This window comes from Massilia sp. Masssp93 (assembly GCF_059491295.1).
The window spans coordinates 2,920,781-2,937,242 of the sequence record NZ_CP168502.1; the positions used below are offsets into that span (position 1 = coordinate 2,920,781).

A 16,462-nucleotide genomic window follows, 5' to 3' on the forward strand; every position below is an offset into this window, starting at 1 on the left:
CGGCGCCCCGCCGGCGGCGCTGCTTACCAGCCCATCTTCTTCCGGATGAACGCCGTCAGGATCTCGGCATTGTTGCGCTGGTGCTTGAGGCGCGGATGCTGGCCGTAGCCGGTGAACGGGAAGAACACGGTGTCGATGCGCGCATCGCCGTTCTTGCGCATGTCTTCCACCGCCGACTTGATATAGCCCGGCCACACGGAGCCGGGACGCGTCGCATCCATGCTGCCCAGCGCGCACACGATATACGCGTGCGGGTACAGCTGGCGGATGCGCTTGGCGAACGTCTCGTACGCGGCCACGCGCTGCGCGTCGTTCGGCTCGGGCTGCAGCTTGTGGTGCTGGCCGATCAGCCAGCTGTCGTTCTGCAGCAGATTGATGACGACGACGTCCGGCGTCCAGCTCGCGAAATCCCAGTGCGTGTCGTTGTTGCCGACGGCGCTCAGCTGGTCGTAGAAGTCCGGCATCGTGAACGGGAACCAGCTGATCATGATGCCGATGCCGCTCTGCGACGTCTGGTGCAGTTCCGCGTTCAGGTTGCGCGCCGTGATGCCGGCATACGACAGATAGCTGTTCTTGTCGCGGACGACGTCGTCGCGGCCGTTCATCGGCGCCTCGTCGCCCATGCCGCTCGTGATGGAATCGCCGAAGAATTCGATGTGGCGCTTGAGCCGCGCGGGCGGCGCCAGCATCTGGCCGCCGTCCGCCAGTTCCAGCCCGCGGAAGACGGTCGCGCCCTCCTCGCCTTCGGTACGCTTGGTGATCAGGAAGCTGTGCTTGCCCGGCGCGAGGCCGGCCGCCACGTCGTATTTCTTCGTGCCCTGGCCCGCCTCGATGATCAGCGGACTCGCGGTGTCGCCGTCGAGGAATACGTTGAAGTAGTTCTTGCCCTTGTCGTCGTCCAGCGTCACGGCCAGCGACGTACCGGTGAAATTGCCGGCGATGGTCGTGTTCGGCCACGTGATGACGGGTGCGTCGGGCTTCGAAAAATCGATGCGGCCGGTATACGACAGGTTCTTGTCATCGGGTGCGACGGCGACGCCGGCGCATGCCAGGCCCGCATGCAGCAGCGCGGCCAGGGCGAAAGTGGTAGTGAGTCGTTTCATTGGGGAGCTTTCAGGAAGGCGGGCAGTTTGTCGAGGGTGATCACGTCCGGATGGTGATAGACCTTCGCCTTGTGCGCCGCCGTGTTGTAAAAATCGCCGGTCCAGAAGTTGTCCTTGTCGGCCGTGCCGGCGGGCGCGCGGCCGTCATTCCACGTCAGGAACCAGAGCCAGCGCGCACCGTCCCGCTTCATGTTGTCGGGATCGGGGATGTAGCTGTTCTCGCTCATGGCCACCGGCTTGATCGCGGTGCCGACGGCAGCCATGCGGCGGTACGTGTCGGCCTGCGACCTGTACGACTTGGCATCGCGCTCGTCGTACACGTCGTAGCCGACGATGTCGACGACGTCGTCGCCCGGATACCAGGCCGCGTCCTGGCCATTCCACACCCAGATCAGGTTGTGCAGGGCGTGCCGGTTCACGAGCCGGTCGAACATGTGGCGGTACAGCAGCACGTACGCCGCGGCGTTCGACGCGCCGTCCGTACGCGTGCGGCCCCACCAGAACCAGCCGTCGCCCCGGTTCCCGGACGCCTCGTGCAACGGCCGCCAAAGCACCGTCACGCCGGCCGCCTGCAGCTTCGCGAGCTCGGTCGCCAGGCGGTCGATGTCCGCGTCGATCCGGCGTCCGGCGCTGCTCGCCGTGTCGAGACGGCCGTCGCGCAGCGGGATCGTGAACGCCGTGTTCTTGCGCGCATCCGGCTCGCGCGCATAGAAGTTGGCGGTCGCACCGGACGGGTCGCGCCAGTGCCAGCAGAACGTCACGAGGCCGCCGCGGCGCGCCCAGGCGATCGCCTCGTCGACCTGGTGCGCGCCGTCGCCCTTCGTCCACGTGTTCATGAAGTCGAAGCCCATCAGCGCGGGATAGCGGCCCGTGTCGTCGAATACGCGCCGCGCCATGTCGACGCTGTCGTTCCACGTCAGGTCCTGCTGGCCGGCGATGGTTTGCCGGCCCCAGGTCGCGCGCAGCCAGGCAAACGCCGCGCGGGTGCGCGCGTCCGCCCGCGCGTCGACGGGCGCGTCGGGCGCGTCAGCCCGGGCCGCGGCGCACGCCAGGCACTGTGCGCCCGCCAGCAGCAGCGCGGCCGCCACGCGTCGCTTCACAGCTTGACCGTCACGGGCTTGCCGTCATAGGTCACCGTCTTGTCGAACGCGTCCATGTCGGCGCTCGTCGCCACGCCGGGACGCAGCATGCGCACCTTGATCTGGCGCGTCTGCGGCATGCCCTTGTACGCGCCGCTGCGCGCGCCGATGGTGACCGTGCCCGTCTTGTCGTCGTAGGTGAACGGGATGCGGCTGTACTCGCCCCGTTCGTACGCGTTCGTCACGCCGTCGTCCTCGTACAGGCTCGATTGGCCGCTGGCGCCCGCGTACACCTGCAGCACGAGCGGCGCATCCGGCTTCTCGTCGACGTATTGCGTGACGGGGCCCGTCGGGACCACGGCGCCCGTGCGCACGAACACGGGGATGCGGTTCAACGGCGCCGGCACCGTCGCGCTGGTACCGCCCGCGTAGCGCTTGCCGGTGTCGAAGTCATACCAGTCGGCGCCCGCCGGGAAGTAGACGGTGCGCTCGCGTGCGCCGTAGCTCGTGACCGGCGCCACCATCAGCGCGTGGCCGAACAGATACTGGTCCTTGATGTCCTTGACCTTGTCGTCGTGCGGGAAGTCCATCACGAGGCCGCGCATCATGGTGCCGCTCTGGTAATGCGTGTCGGCCGCCATCGAGTAAATGTAAGGCATCAGGCGGTAGCGCAGCTTCAGGTAACCCACCATCGAATCGCGCATCGCGTCGTCGCCGGCCGCGATGTTGTAGATCTCGCGCTTGACCACTTCGCCGTGCGAGCGGAACAGCGGCGAGAACGCGCCGAACTGGAACCAGCGCAGGTTCAGCTCGCGCCATTCCTTCATGTCTTCCGGCTTGGCCTGGTGGCTGGACGTCACGCGGTTTTCCTGCGCCGAACCCACGTCGCCGTACTGGTAGCGGTTTTCCTGCGCATAGCCGCCGATGTCGTGCGTCCAGTTCGGGATGCCGGACATCGAGAAGTTCACGCCCGCCGCGATCTGGTCGTACAGGTTGTTCCAGCGGCCGGCCGTGTCGCCGCTCCACACGGCGACCGAATTGCGCTGGATGCCGGCGAAGCCCGAGCGCGACAGGATGAACTGGCGTTTATCCGGCTGGTCGCGGCGCAGGCCGTCGATCATGCCGCCCGAGTGCACGAGGCTGTACGGGTTGAACGTGATCTCGCCGGGGCCGTAGACGGTCGGGCCGATCAGCTTCTTGAAATCTTCCAGGCGCGAATTCGACAGCACGTCGGGTTCCGTGTTGTCCATCCACCAGGCGTCGAAGCCCTTGTCGACCAGCTTGTGCTGCAGCTGGCGATAATAGATGTCGCGCGCTTCCTTCGTGTACGGATCGTAGTGGCTGTTCTTGTAGCCCTTGCCCACCCAGTCCAGCGCGCCGTCCTCGACGTTCTTGGTCCACATATGGCCCTTGGCCGCCAGCTCCTTGTAGTTGTCGGTATTGGCGTAGAACTTGCCCCAGATGGAGATCATGATGTGCGCGTGCTGCTTGTGCACGGCGTCGACCATCCCCTGCGGATCGGGAAAGCGGACCTTGTCGAAGTCGTGCGAACCCCAGCCGTCTTCCGGCCAGTAGAACCAGTCCTGCACGATGTTATCGAGCGGCCAGCCGCGCTTGCGGTATTCCGCGACCGTGTCCAGCAACTGCTGCTGCGTCTCGTAGCGCTGGCGCGACTGCCAGAAGCCGTAGGCCCACTTCGGCATCATCGGCTGCTGTCCGGTCAGCGTGCGGTAACCGCCAATGACGTTGTCCATGCTGTCGCCGCTGATCACGTAGTAGTTCACGGCTTCCGCGATCTCCGACGACATCGTCAGCGAATGGCGTTCGGGCGCGGGCAGCGGGTCGTTGTGCGTCATCGCGACCATGCCGCCCGACGGTTTCCACTCCAGGTGCAGCTTGACCGGCTTGTTCGGTTCGAACCTGACTTCGAAGTTGTGATACCACGGGTTCCACCCCTGGCGCCACACGTCCATGACCTGCTTGCCGGCGACGGTGAGCGTCGCGTAGTCGGAAGCGTACAGCTGCATCTTGTGCACGCCCGCTTTCGGGCTCGCCATCGCGCCGTCCCACACGACCTTGACGTCGTGGCCACCCAGCGCCTTCATCGGCGGGAGTTCTTTCGGCCAGTTCTCCGCGACGTCCTTCAGGTACTGGTAGGCGATGTCCTTTTCCTGGCGCGTGAACGCCAGCTTGCCGTCGATATAGTAGCTGGCCGTGAGTCCGCCCGGCTTGCCCTGCGCGTCGGTCAGCGTCAGGTCGCGCGACAGCCACGCGTACGGCTTCGCGTCGCCGAAGCGCGTGATCGCATTGTTGTCCCACAGGAGGCCGTAGTTCTTGTCCGAGACGACGAACGGCACCGAGGCGATCATATTGTGCTGCTGCAGCAGCACGTCCTCGCCGTTGTAGTTCATCTGCGCGTTCTGGTGCTGGCCCAGGCCGTAGAACGCGTCCTTCGTGCCGTAGTTGAAGCCTTCCTTGATCGCGAAGAACGGCTTGCCGCCGACCTGGATCGGGGTCATGGTTTCCGCGGCCTGCGTGAGGAAGGGCTTGCCGGCGGCGTCGAAGAACGCCACCCGTCCATCCTTCAGCGATACCTGGGCCGAGATGTGCGCCGCCTTGAGCGTGACGGCATCCTTGCCGTTGGCGACCGTGAAGCCGCAGGCGCACGGTTTCGCCACCGTCATCAGGGACGGCGTCAGTTGCTTGTTCGCTGCGTCCAGCTTCACGACGTGGACGATGTTATCGGCCATCAGTTCCAGGCGCACGAGCTTCGCGGGCCCGGCGTCCGGGCGCACCTCGATGCCGGTGGCGGTCTGTTCGAAACTGCCCGCGAGGGCGGAGGCGCCGGTGGCGAGCAGCAAGGCTGCGGTTGCGATTCGGGTTAATTGCATGGTCGTCTCCATTTAGTACGTCCCCATCCTTACCTTCAACACGGTCGGCGTGGCCGGCAGGTTCAGGCCGTAGTCGGTCTGGTCGCCGTTCCAGTTGCGTTCCATGATCCATTTGCCGTCGGCGTCGAAATGGCCCTCTTCCACCCGCGCGAACATCGCGGGCTTGCCGGCGTTGGGGCCGGTGCCGGACAATTTGACGCGGATCTGCTGGCCCACGAGGACGAATTCGTCCGGGCCGATCTGCGCGATCGCGACGCCGCCGGACGGATGTTCCGTGCCCTCGGCGTATTCGTTCTTGTCTTTCAGGTATTCGCGTTCGCCGAACTGGAATTCGCGGAACGACAGCTGCGCGTCCCAGCCGTTCATCGCGACGGTCTGCGGCTTGCGGTCGTCGCCCTCGGCCGCGCCGTACGTGCGGCCCTCGTACGCCCATTTCGCCCACACGCGCTGCATCGGTGCGAACACGTCGTAGACCTTGGCGAACGGCTCGACCATGCGGTGGTCGGTAAATTTCGAGCCGAGCGGGTAGTTGCTGTACATGGCATAGTCGATGCCGAACGGCGCCACGCCCAGCGCGCCCTTGCCGATGATCTGGTAGACGTAGCGCGCATAGCCCGCCGCATTGCCCATCTCCGGCACCATCAGCGGATTGTCCGGACGCTGGAACAGCTGCAGCGTGGCGCTGACCTTGTTCGACTCCGGCATGTAGATGTCCGGGCCGGCGAAATCGATGTGCGGCGCAGCCGCCTTGTAGATGCCGATCACGTCGTAGGTCGGACCGCCGCTGGCGAAGTCCGCCTTCCATGGCGGCGTCGCTTCGTTCAGGTGCGGCTCGCGCAGCGCATTGTTCACGTACATCGGCAGGTCGTACACGGCGCGGCCGGCCTTGGCGATGTCTTCGATGTAGCTGGCGATGGCCCAGGTGTGGAAATACTGGTCGGCGTAGTCGCCGTACACCTCGCTCCACGTGCCCTGCTTCGCCCGGCCCTTGGGCGGCGGCTGGTGCGCGAGGACGCTGGCCGGCACCGGCTGCCCGAACGCGGCCTGGGCCCGCGCCGCATAGTCGCGCGCGACGCCGTAGGTGCCGACCTCGTTCTCGACCTGCACCATGATCACGGTGCGCTTGTCGGCGTCGATCTTCCTGATGTGCTCCATCAGCGCCACGAACGCCTTCTTGTCCGCCGCCAGCGTGGCCGTGCCGAACGGCGACAGGCAGTAGCTCGTCTTGCCGTCCTTGGCGATCATGCGCGGAAAGCGCTTGTTGTCGAACTTGACCCACTCCGGCGCATAGGCCGGGCCGGTATTCTTCCAGGTGCCGAACCACAGCAGCACGAGGCGCATCTTGTGCTCGCGCGCCTCTTGCACGAGCTTGTCGACGTAGCCGAAATCGAACGTCCCCTCTTTCGGTTCGATCTGCTCCCATGCGACCGGAATCTCGAGCGTGTTCGCATGCGCATCCTTGAGCGCGGCCCAGACCTTCGGCAAGGCGGCCGGGTAGTTGCTGGAATTCTGGGCCTGGCCGCCCAGTACGAGGAACGGCGCGCCGTCGACCATCAGGGCGTAGTGGCCGTCCTTGCCGACGATGCGGGGCAATTCGGGGGACGGCGTCGCCGCGTGCGCGGCCTGGACGGCGAGGAGCAGGCTTGCCGCCAGCAGGCGGAAGGATACGGTTTTCATGCGCGAACGGGTCTCCAATCGTTATCGTGGTTGAAAAGACGGGCGGCCACGCGGCCGCCCGTCCGCGACTCGCTTAGAACGAGTAACGCAGCGACGCCGTGTAGCGGCGGCCGGACACGAAGACCGCGCGGGTCATCATGCCGATCGACTGCTGCATCAGCTGTCGGTATTTGGCGTTCGTCAGGTTTTGCGCCTCGACGCCCAGCGACAGGTTCTCGCTGATATTGTAGAAGACGGAACCGTCCAGCTGGCCGTAACTGTCGGACCACGTCGGCAGCGCCCACGCGACGCTATGCGTACCGACGGTCGGGCTGGCCGGATTGGTGTCGGTGCCGTCGCCGCCGTTGGTGCCGTTGACGTTCACGTTTTGCAGGCTCTTCGAACGCCACGCGTACGCCAGGCGGGCCGATACCTTGCCCTTGTCGTACAGCAGGGCCAGGTTATACGACTGGCGCGACAGGCCTTGCAGCGGCAGGTCGCCGAACGTCGTGCCGTTGGTGTCGCAGCCGTTCAGGTTCAGGTTGTAGTTCGCCGCCGAGCTGCTGCCCGAGCAGTAGGCCGAGAACACCGGGTGGTAGAGGTCCTGCTTGCTGCCCACATACGTGTAGTTGGCCTGCACGCCGAAGCCCGACATCCAGCCCGGCAGCTTGTCGAAGTACTGCTGGTACGCGATCTCCGCGCCGCGCGCATGGCCGCGCGCGCCGTTGACCGGGCCCGTCACCGTGAACGTGTACGGCTTGCCGTCCGTGCCGGTCACGTTGTAGCCGTAGGACTGGTTGATGATGATGTCCTTGAGCTGCTTGTTGAAGACGGCGAACGTCAGCGAACCGGCCGGCGCGAAATACCATTCGGCCGACAGGTCCATCTGGCGCGACTGGATCGGCTTCAGGTTCGGATTGCCGCTGCCCGTGCCGGTCAGCGTGACGTTATTCACGTGCAGCGTGTTGGTCGGCGTGTCCATCGTCGAATCGACGTTTTCCGACAGCGTCGCATAGCTCTGGAGCTGCGAATAGTCCGGCTTCGAGATGCCCATCGCAGCGGCGAAGCGGAATTGCAGCTTGTCCGTCGCCTTCATGCGCAGGTTCAGGCTCGGCAGGATGTTGTGGTAGCTGTTGCTCGCATCCTGCGCGGCCGAGAAGCCGGCGATGTTCGGGATGGCCGGACCGACCACCGTGGTGCCGGCGGACGGCTGGGTGTAGGTCGGATTGAACACCGTGTAGCCGCGTGCCTTCAGCAGCGTCTGCACGTAGCGCACGCCGATGTTGCCGTCGACCGGATACTTCAGGTCGTCGAAGCCGAAGCGCAACTGCGTGTAGAACGCGCCGGTGCGCTCGGACAGGTCATTCGTGCCTGCCGGATCGGTGCCGAACGTCGCCGGCGCCCAGGGCGTGCACGGGTTGGACGAGCCGGTATCCTTGTTCGCCTGCTGGCACAGGATGTCGTGGTAGCTGTGCAGCGTCGCGTAGCTGCCCGGATAGCCGGTGGCCAGCGCCACGTTCGGGAACACGAGCGCCGGGACCGGCGTGTCGTTGTTGAAGAAGTTCGTGAACTGGTGGAGCTGCGTCTGGTTCGAGAAGCGCGGGTCGCCCAGGTAGGCGAGCTTGCCGTTGACGTCGCCCTGCCACGGCTGGCTGACCGCGGCCCAGTTGAAGCTCGGATTCGAGTTCGTCGTCGTCGAATCGGCCTTCGTCAGGCGCACGCCGAAACGCACGTCGCGCAGGACCGGACTGTCGAACGTGTACTTCGCATCCGTCTTCCACGCCCATTCGCCCGCGTGGCTGTCGTCGAAGTGCTCCTGGGTGAACGCCCAGTAGTAGTTGTTCGGATCGGCCAGGTACGCCGTCTGGTACTGATCGAACGTGAGCTTCGGCACGGAGCCGGACAGGTCGACGTTCTCGTACGGCATCTTGACGGCGGTGGCGACCGTCGAGTCGAAGCTCTTGCTCGTCGCGCGCACGCGCTGCACGTCGGTGTCGATCTGCCAGTCGCTGGTCGGACGCCAGGTCAGGTGCCACGAGATGTCGGTCGTGGCGGAATTGCGGTTCGCGGCGCGCGTGTCGGCGCCGAAGTCGATGCCCTTGTCGGCCGTGTCGGTCAGGGTGCCGGTCAGCAGCTGGCCGTTGGCGCCATAGATGCCGTTCGTGACGCCGATATTGTACGGGCTGGCGGACGAGAAGATCGCCTGTTCGTCCCACTGCATGCGGTACTTCGACTTGAAGTACGTGAGCGTGGAATTCAGCGTGGCGTCCTTCTTCCACTGCAGGGCGCCGTAGATGCCCTCGCGCTTGCGGTCGAAGTTCAGCGTGCGGTATTGCGAGCCTTTCGGCACCCACACGTTCTGGCCGGCGGCGACGTCGCTGCGCGGGTAGTAAGGCTCGACCTGGAAGGCGTCCGTGCGGGTGCCGCTTTCCGAGTACGCGAGGTCGACGAGGGCGCCGACTTCACCGAAGCCGGTCTTCCAGCGGTCCGAGAACATGAAGGAGCCGGACGGCTGGCGCTTGCCCTTCTTGAGTTCCGAATAGGTGTCCTGCAGCGACGCGGCCATCTTGCGGCCCTTGAAGTCGAACGGCAGCGCCGTGCGCAGGTTCACGAGGCCGCCGATGGCGCCTTCGATCTGCTCCGCCGACGGGTTCTTGTAGATGTCGATGCCGGCCATCAGTTCCGGCGGGACGTCTTCGAAGTTCAGCGCGCGGCCGCCGTTCGCGGAGAACGAGTCGCGGCCGTTCAGTTCCGAACGGGTGTACGACAGGCCGCGGATGGTCACGCCCGAACCTTCGACCGAATAGTGTTCCGGGTCGCCCTTGGACATCGTGCGGTCGATGGTGACGCCCACGACGCGCTGCAGCACTTCCGTGATCGAGCGGTCCGGCAGCTTGCCGATGTCGTCCGCGACGATCGAATCGACGATCTCGTCGGAATCGCGCTTGATCGCCTGCGCCGAATCCAGCGCCTTGCGCTGGCCCGTCACGACGACGACATTGCTTGCCGTCGGCGCCCCGGGTCCCGTCTGCGCGACCGCCATGCCGCTGGCCAGCAACGCGATTTGCGTGGCCGCCAGCGCGATGGCCGTTTTCTTGAACTGATACATTCACATCTCCTCTTGACAAACAACAGGGCCCATCGAATGACGGCGCCCGCTCACTGCAAAAAGGCGACCTCTCGGGGTCTGCCTTTGAACTTCTTAAAACTGCGCCGCGTCCAGATGCCGGCTCTCGCCCGGCCGCAGCGTCAACCCCACGGTCCGGTCGCCGTAGCGCACCTTCGCGGTCCCGCCGCCCGCGACCGAACGCACGGCGGCGTCGACGAGGCGGCCGCGCTGCCAGCGCATGTCCACCTCGAATCCGCCGCGTGCACGCAAGCCCTTGACTTCACCGTCCGGCCACGCGGACGGCAGCGCCGGCAGCAGCTGGATCACGCCGGCCTGCGACTGCAGCAGCATCTCCGCGATGCCGGCCGTGGCGCCGAAATTGCCGTCGATCTGGAACGGCGGGTGCGCATCCAGCAGGTTCGGATAGGTGCCGCCCGCATTGTTGTGCTCCGAGCCGGGCCCCGCCTGCTGGGCCGCGCGGGCGCCGGGGCTGGCCAGCAGGCCGCGCAGCATCGTATAGGCGTGGTCGCCGTCGTACAGGCGGGCCCAGAACGCCATCTTCCACGCCATCGACCAGCCGGTGCCGGCGTCGCCGCGCGCTTCCAGCGTGCGCTTCGCGGCCGCGGCCAGCGCGGGCGTGCGCGCGGGGCTGATCTGGCGGCCCGGGTACAGGGCGAACAGGTGCGAGACGTGGCGGTGCGTGTCGCCCGGCGTGTCCAGTACCGGGTCCTTCTTCTCGTCGAGCCACTCGAGCAGCTGGCCCCAGCTGCCGACCTTCGGCGCCGCCAGCTTGTCGCGCATCTGCGCGAGGCGCGCGCGCAGCGGCTTGTCGACGCCGAGGATGCCGGCCGCCTCCACCGTATTGTTGAACAGGTCCCAGACGATCTCCTGGTCGTACGTGACCCCGTCCTCGACCGGGCCGTGCTCGGGCGACCAGCCCTGCGGCGCGACGAGGCGGCCGTCCGGCAGTTCCTTCAGGTAGTCCTGCCAGAACGCGCTGGCTTCCTTCATCATCGGATACGCGACGTTCGCCAGGTAGGCCTTGTCCTGCGTGAACGCGTAGTGCTCCCAGAAGTGCTGGGCATACCAGGCGTTCGCCGTCTTGTTCCACAAATAGCCCATCGCGCCGAACGGATTCGATTCCGTGCGCAGGGTCCAGCCGCGTACCGGCTTGCCGTCCCTGGTCTTGAATTCGGCCGCCGTCGCCTGGCGCCACACCGGCGCGACGCTCGTGACGAAGCCGAAGAACGGCTGCGCCAGCGCGGACAGGTTCGTCACCTCGACCGGCCAGTAATTCATCTGGATGTTGATGTTCGTGTGGTAGTCCGAATTCCACGGCGGCGTGAGGCTGTTGTTCCACAGGCCCTGCAGGTTGGCCGGCAGCGAGTCGCGCGAACTGGAGGCCAGCAGGTAGCGGCCGTACTGGAAGTACTGTGCCTCCAGTTCCGGATCGTTGCCCGCTTTCGTATAGGCCAGCACGCGGGCATCCGTCGGCAGCGCGCGGCGTTCCGGCGCGCTGGCGCCCAGATCGAGCGTCACGCGCCCCAGCAGGCCGGCGACGTCGCGTTCGTGTTCGGCGCGCAGGTCGGCGACGGGCCGCGCGGCCGCGGTCGAGACCTGGGCCGTCACGCGCGCCAGCGGCGCCTCGCCGTTGAAGTGCCGCGCGGCGTCCGCGACATAGCTCGTGCCCGCGCCGAGGATCACGGTGAGCGCATCGCAGCCGCTGAACACGACGCGGTCGCCCTCGACGGCCGCCTTGCCGCCCTCGTTCACGACCTGCACCTGGCTCGCGTAATCCAGCGCGTTCGTGCTGGGCGCCTGGCCCGGCAAGGTCCAGCCGGCGAGCGTGCCCGTCGCGTACAGGCGGTTGTGCGCGGCGGCCAGGTGCGCGCCGTGGCGGTCGGACAGCGCGATCGAGCCGCTGTACTGGCCGGGCCGGTCGGCCGTCAGGCGCAGGACGATCACCTGCGCCGGGTGGCTGGCCCACGTCTCGCGGCGGAAGTGGACGCCGCCGTGCGTGTACGTGACGGCGTGGATGCCGTGCTCGAGGTCGAGCGTGCGGCGATAGTCGCGGGCGTCCGCGTCATGGCCCGGCAGGTCGACGACGACGTCGCCGAACGGCTGGTACGCCCCCATCGTCGTGGCGTCGCCCGACCACAGCGTGATGTCGTTGAACTGCAGGTGCTCGCGCGCCACGCCCCCGAACACCATCGCGCCGATGCGGCCGTTGCCGATCGGGAGCGCCTCGCGTTCCCAGCCCTGGTCGTTGTCCTGGGCCGGGCGGTCGTAGCGCAGCACGAGGCTGGGCGCCGCCAGTGCCGCGCACCCGATGCTTGCCAGCGCCAGCGCGAGAATCGTCTTGTGCGCGGCCTTGCGCGCGACCGTGAGCATTCGAGTTGGCATCATGTTATGAAATCGATTACAAAGAAAGGCCATAAAAAATCGCTGTGCAAGCGCCGTCAATGCGCGGCGGGTCGGCCGTAGACGATGCCACGGCCGGCCGTGCTCATATAGACGACGCCGTAGCGGTTCATGTCGCCCACGATGAACTGGCCGTCACCCGGTCCGCCGTACTGGTGGGCGTCGTCGTTGATGCGCATCCAGCTGGCGCCGGCATCGATCGACCGGTGGATGCCGCGCACGCCGCCGACGTCGCCCCAGATGTAGACGGCCGGGTAATCGTGTCCCGGTGCGGCCTTGCCGAAACCGACGGCGCCGCAGTAACGCACCGGGCCCAGGGAAGCGAAGTGCGCGCCGCCGTCGACCGAGCGTACCAGGCCGCCGTTCTTGAGCGCGACCCACACGTCCCCCTTGCGGCCGGGCGCGACGCGCACGCGGTGCGAACCGCCCGCGGGCAGGCCGGCACGCGGCGCGAACGTCGCGCCGCCGTCCGTGCTGGCGAGCAGCGCCGCTTCGTCGTAGACGTAGAACACGTGCGCGTCGAGCGGGTCGGCCACGGGCCGCATGTCCGGCTTCGCGAGGCCCGCCACCCGCGTCCACGTGGCGCCGCCGTCGCCCGAACGCCAGACGTCCCTCGCCTTTTCGGGCGCGTGCAGGATGACGGCGCCGTCGGCCGACAGCGCGACGTGCCCGCGCCGGCCCATGAGCGCGGCCGTCCTGTTCCAGCCGGCGCCGCCGTCGTGCGTGACGAGCATGCTGTCGCCCACGCGCACCATCGTGCGAACGTCTTTTGCCGCGACGGCGAGGCCGGTCGTGGTGCCGATCTGCGGATCGTGGATGCGGCCGTGGCGCGCCGGGTCGTCGTGCAGGAAGCCGTCGTAATCGCCGATCGCCGACACGAGCGGTCCGCCCGGAATGCTGGCGAGGTCCAGCGGCACCGTCTCTTCCAGGCCGTCCACCGTGAAGGTCCACGTCGCGGGCGCCGCATCGATGTCCGCGGTGCGGAACACGCCGTTGCCGGACGTAACCCACACGGCGTGGGTGTCGGCCGGATCGAATTCGACCGAGCCGGCCCAGTGGATCGCATGGCCCTTCAGCCACGGCACGCCGGCCGCGTCGCGCACGAAGCCGCGCGCGATCACGTCGGTCCAGGAGGCGCCGCCGTCGTGCGAGAGGAAGATGCGGTCGCCCTTGGCGTCGCCCTGCGGCAAATACGTGTTGATGGTCGAGACGACGAGGCGCCGCGGATTCTTCGGGTCGACGCTGATCCCGGCGAACGGCCGCGTCCAGCCGGCCGGCGTGATGTTCGTCCACGCGCCGCTGCCGATCGCGTACTTCCAGACCTGGCCCCGGTCCATCGGTTCGCGGCCGCTGCGGTCCGGATGCGGACCCGCGCCGTTCGCGAACGTGACGATCAGGTTCCCTGCGCCGTCCGGCACGGCGCGCTGCGGCATCAGGTCGACGGGCGCGCCGGCCACCGGTGCGAACGTGGCGCCGCCGTCATCGCTGCGGTACAGGTTGGGCCCGACGGCGCCGAAGCGCGACACGCCGGCGAACACGCGGCGCGCCTGGCCGTCGCGCACGCTGGCCGGATCGGGCACGACGAGATCGATGCCCACGTCGTTCGGCGTGATCGTGACCGGCAGGCCGGCCACGCGTGTCCACGTGCGGCCCGCGTCGACGCTCCTGAACAGGCCGTCGCGGCGCGTGCCGACGTACAGCATCCTGCTGTTGCCCGGATCGACGACGAGGCGCTCGCCGTCCTGGCGGCCCATGCCGTTGCCGTGGGTCTTGAACTGGTGCGTGACGTCGACGACGGAAAAGGTCTTGCCCGCGTCCGTCGAATGCAGGATCGCGGTGCGGCCGCCGTTCAGGTAGGCGATGCCGGCGAGGAGCCAGATATTGTCGGCGTCGCGCGGATCGACGGCCAGCGAATCGATGCCGAGGTAGCCCGTCTGGCCTTCCGCCACCCAGTCGAGCAGCGCCGACCAGCGCTTGCGGCGCGGGTCCCAGCGGTAGGCGCCGCCCACGTCCGTGCGCGCGTACGCGACGCCGGGCGCGGCGCGGCTCGGCACGACGGCCGTCACGAAGCCGCCGCCGCCGATGACGACGCTGTCCCACGCGTACGGCGCCTGCTGCGCGCCCGCGCGGCCCGCCGGCAATGCCAGCGCGAGCGCCGCGACCAGCGCGGACAAATGCGGGGCGAGCTTCAGCGACTTCATCGAACCGTCTCCATCACGCGTACATACACCTTTTTAGCTCTTGAAAACCCGGAAGCTGTGCGCCGGGATCACGACGTCGCTCACGGTGTCGCGGCCGGCGCCCGGCACCCGCTCCGCCGCCGGACGCCGGTCGCCCGGCGCCGCGTGCTTCACCACCTTCACGGTCGTCGCCGTATCGCGGAACGACTCGATCACATACGCGCCGTTATCGTAAGTGAACAGGCTCACGCCGGCCGGCGCCTCGATGCGCACGGGTGCGTCGGCCATCAGGTATTTCTTCACGCTGTTCATCACGCCTGGCGGCATACTATACAGGTCGCCGATATTGCTGGGAATGGACAGGATGTAGAGAATGCCTTTCGAATACCGGTTCATCAGCAGCACCGGGAAACCGCGCGCGCCCGCCACGCCGCGCACGATGGGCCAGGCGTCGTTCGTGAAGTAATGCAGCTCGGGGAACAGCACGTCGCGCGGCGCCACCTTCGGATCGTCGCGCAGCGATTCGCCGTTGCCCGCGCCGTAGCCGTTGTAGTAGTCGTTCAGCAGCACCTGGTTGCCCGTCGCGTAGACCTCGACGAGGTCCTGGAAACCCCGGTCCTTGCGCCTGGGGTCCTGCGTGGCCTTGACGAAGCCCGACGTCACGAACACGGACTTCCCCGCTTCCAGCTGGCGCTTCACTTCGTTCAGCACGTCCGGATCGCTGGCCGAGGCCTGCGTCAGCAGGATCGTCTGCGCATCGTGCGGGAAGCGCGCCGTCAGCGCGATCGGGATCCCCACATTGCCCAGGTAGTTGGGCAGGAAGTCCTCGGCGGACGACGAGTTGGCGGGGCGGTAGGTCGGGATGCCGGTCGGATTGCCCAATTGGTCGAGCGCGGCGTCGATCTGCTTCAGCGCCGCGCCGGCCGCGAGGCCCCAGCCCGGCGGCGCTTTCGCGTCCGGATGGGCGGACGTCCAGTCGGCGACGATGCGGTCCCAGTTGAAGCTCGTGTCCTCGTGCGCCCACGGCCGTTCGCCGGCGACGGCCGGGGTATCCTGCGCGGCCGGGTGCCAGTTGAACAGCGTGATCTCGGGCGCCTTTGCCAGCAGCGTGTCCCACAACTGCTCGGCGTAGCGGTCGACGTAGCGGATCGAATACGTGTCGACCCAGCCGCCGCCGTTCTTTCCGTCGCGACGCAGCGTGCCGTAATAACGGATGATGTTGTACGACTCGTATTGCTGCAGCAGCTGGTCCGTGATGACGGGGTCGCGCGTTTCGGTGCCGGCGTAGATCCCGTCGAACATCTCTGGCTGCTGCGCGAGGTCGAAGCCGAGGCCCTCGAAATGCTCGTACCAGTTCGGGTACTTGATGACGACCTTGACGTTCGGGTTGGCGGCGCGCGCCGGCGCGAGGATCAGGTCTTGCGACACCTTGCGCATCGTCGCCAGCCGATAGTCCGTCCACGTGCGCGCGCCCTTGGCCTTGATGTCGGCGTCCGACTTCGACGTGTAGAACGTGAAGTCGTCGAGGATCACGTGGTCGAAGTGGCGCGCCATCAGCGCCATCGCGCGCTTGCAGGTGTCGCGGTCCTGCGGCGATTCGTAGTCGAAGGTCATGAACTGGCCATTGAAGCCGCCCGCCGCCAGGGTGACGCCGCCCGCGACCTCGATGCCCTTCGCCTGGAACTGGCGCTTGACCGCCTCGATCTCGGCGTCGCTGGCGAAGTGGCGGTCGCGGTAGCCTTCGATATACACCTTGTCGAACGGGACCTGGCTCATGGCGCGCGCGAACTGGTGCTCGAAGACCTGCGGGTCGGCGAGGCTCTGCGTGACGTTCACGGGGATGTAGATCGCGGTCCTGAAGTGCTTGTAGTGACCGGTGCCGGTGGCGGCGGCAGCCTGGACAGGCACTGCGGCGAGCAGGGCCAGCGCGGCGGCGGTGGCGCCGGCAAGGCGGGTGAACGTGGTGCGCATGGCGTCTCCGTATATTTTTCGAGCACTACTTATTGCTATGCTAAGCGAATCG

General features: G+C 67.1%; 8 protein-coding genes. All 8 read right to left on the reverse strand.

The features are described 5' to 3' along the window. Nucleotides 1-23: 23 nt before the first annotated feature. The 8 genes from ACEN9Q_RS12085 to ACEN9Q_RS12120 all read right to left on the reverse strand — a co-directional run bounded on the left by ACEN9Q_RS12085 (nt 24) and on the right by ACEN9Q_RS12120 (nt 16,410). The gene (locus tag ACEN9Q_RS12085) at nt 24-1,103 is read right to left on the reverse strand and encodes an SGNH/GDSL hydrolase family protein (RefSeq protein ID WP_495628586.1); all 1,080 of its coding nucleotides are present in this window, start codon (nt 1,101-1,103) and stop codon (nt 24-26) included. Further along, complete coding sequence (locus ACEN9Q_RS12090) at nt 1,100-2,203, reverse strand: glycosyl hydrolase (protein WP_495628587.1); 1,104 nt, start codon at nt 2,201-2,203, stop codon at nt 1,100-1,102. The genes ACEN9Q_RS12085 and ACEN9Q_RS12090 overlap by 4 nt, the downstream gene beginning before the upstream one ends. Further along, nucleotides 2,200-5,073, reverse strand: coding sequence for a glycoside hydrolase family 31 protein (locus ACEN9Q_RS12095; RefSeq protein WP_495628588.1), 2,874 nt, complete (start codon nt 5,071-5,073; stop codon nt 2,200-2,202). The genes ACEN9Q_RS12090 and ACEN9Q_RS12095 overlap by 4 nt, the downstream gene beginning before the upstream one ends. A 12-nt stretch (nt 5,074-5,085) precedes the next feature. Next, a complete protein-coding gene (locus ACEN9Q_RS12100; protein WP_056444186.1) occupies nt 5,086-6,750 on the reverse strand; it encodes a GH35 family beta-galactosidase in 1,665 nt (554 codons plus the stop codon). Nucleotides 6,751-6,823: 73 nt separating this feature from the next. Next, nucleotides 6,824-9,838, reverse strand: coding sequence for a TonB-dependent receptor (locus tag ACEN9Q_RS12105; RefSeq protein ID WP_495628589.1), 3,015 nt, complete (start codon nt 9,836-9,838; stop codon nt 6,824-6,826). A gap of 93 nt (nt 9,839-9,931) precedes the next feature. Further along, nucleotides 9,932-12,244: a glycoside hydrolase family 95 protein gene (locus ACEN9Q_RS12110; RefSeq protein ID WP_495628590.1), complete on the reverse strand. Its 2,313-nt coding sequence runs from the start codon at nt 12,242-12,244 to the stop codon at nt 9,932-9,934. Nucleotides 12,245-12,297: 53 nt separating this feature from the next. Continuing rightward, nucleotides 12,298-14,460 carry an exo-alpha-sialidase gene (locus ACEN9Q_RS12115; protein ID WP_495628591.1) on the reverse strand — a complete coding sequence of 721 codons (2,163 nt, stop codon included), beginning with the start codon at nt 14,458-14,460 and terminating at the stop codon, nt 12,298-12,300. 33 nt (nt 14,461-14,493) lie between these two features. Beyond that, nucleotides 14,494-16,410, reverse strand: a complete 1,917-nt coding sequence (locus tag ACEN9Q_RS12120; RefSeq protein WP_495628592.1) for a hypothetical protein — start codon at nt 16,408-16,410, stop codon at nt 14,494-14,496. Nucleotides 16,411-16,462: the final 52 nt, after the last annotated feature.

Bases quoted from the DNA above. Each gene is read 5' to 3' on its own strand.
- ACEN9Q_RS12085 (WP_495628586.1), bottom strand. From the start codon at position 1,103: ATGAAACGACTCACTACCACTTTCGCCCTGGCCGCGCTGCTGCATGCG.
- ACEN9Q_RS12095 (WP_495628588.1), bottom strand. From the start codon at position 5,073: ATGCAATTAACCCGAATCGCAACCGCAGCCTTGCTGCTCGCCACCGGC.
- ACEN9Q_RS12100 (WP_056444186.1), bottom strand. From the start codon at position 6,750: ATGAAAACCGTATCCTTCCGCCTGCTGGCGGCAAGCCTGCTCCTCGCC.
- ACEN9Q_RS12105 (WP_495628589.1), bottom strand. From the start codon at position 9,838: ATGTATCAGTTCAAGAAAACGGCCATCGCGCTGGCGGCCACGCAAATC.
- ACEN9Q_RS12110 (WP_495628590.1), bottom strand. From the start codon at position 12,244: ATGATGCCAACTCGAATGCTCACGGTCGCGCGCAAGGCCGCGCACAAG.
- ACEN9Q_RS12115 (WP_495628591.1), bottom strand. From the start codon at position 14,460: ATGAAGTCGCTGAAGCTCGCCCCGCATTTGTCCGCGCTGGTCGCGGCG.
- ACEN9Q_RS12120 (WP_495628592.1), bottom strand. From the start codon at position 16,410: ATGCGCACCACGTTCACCCGCCTTGCCGGCGCCACCGCCGCCGCGCTG.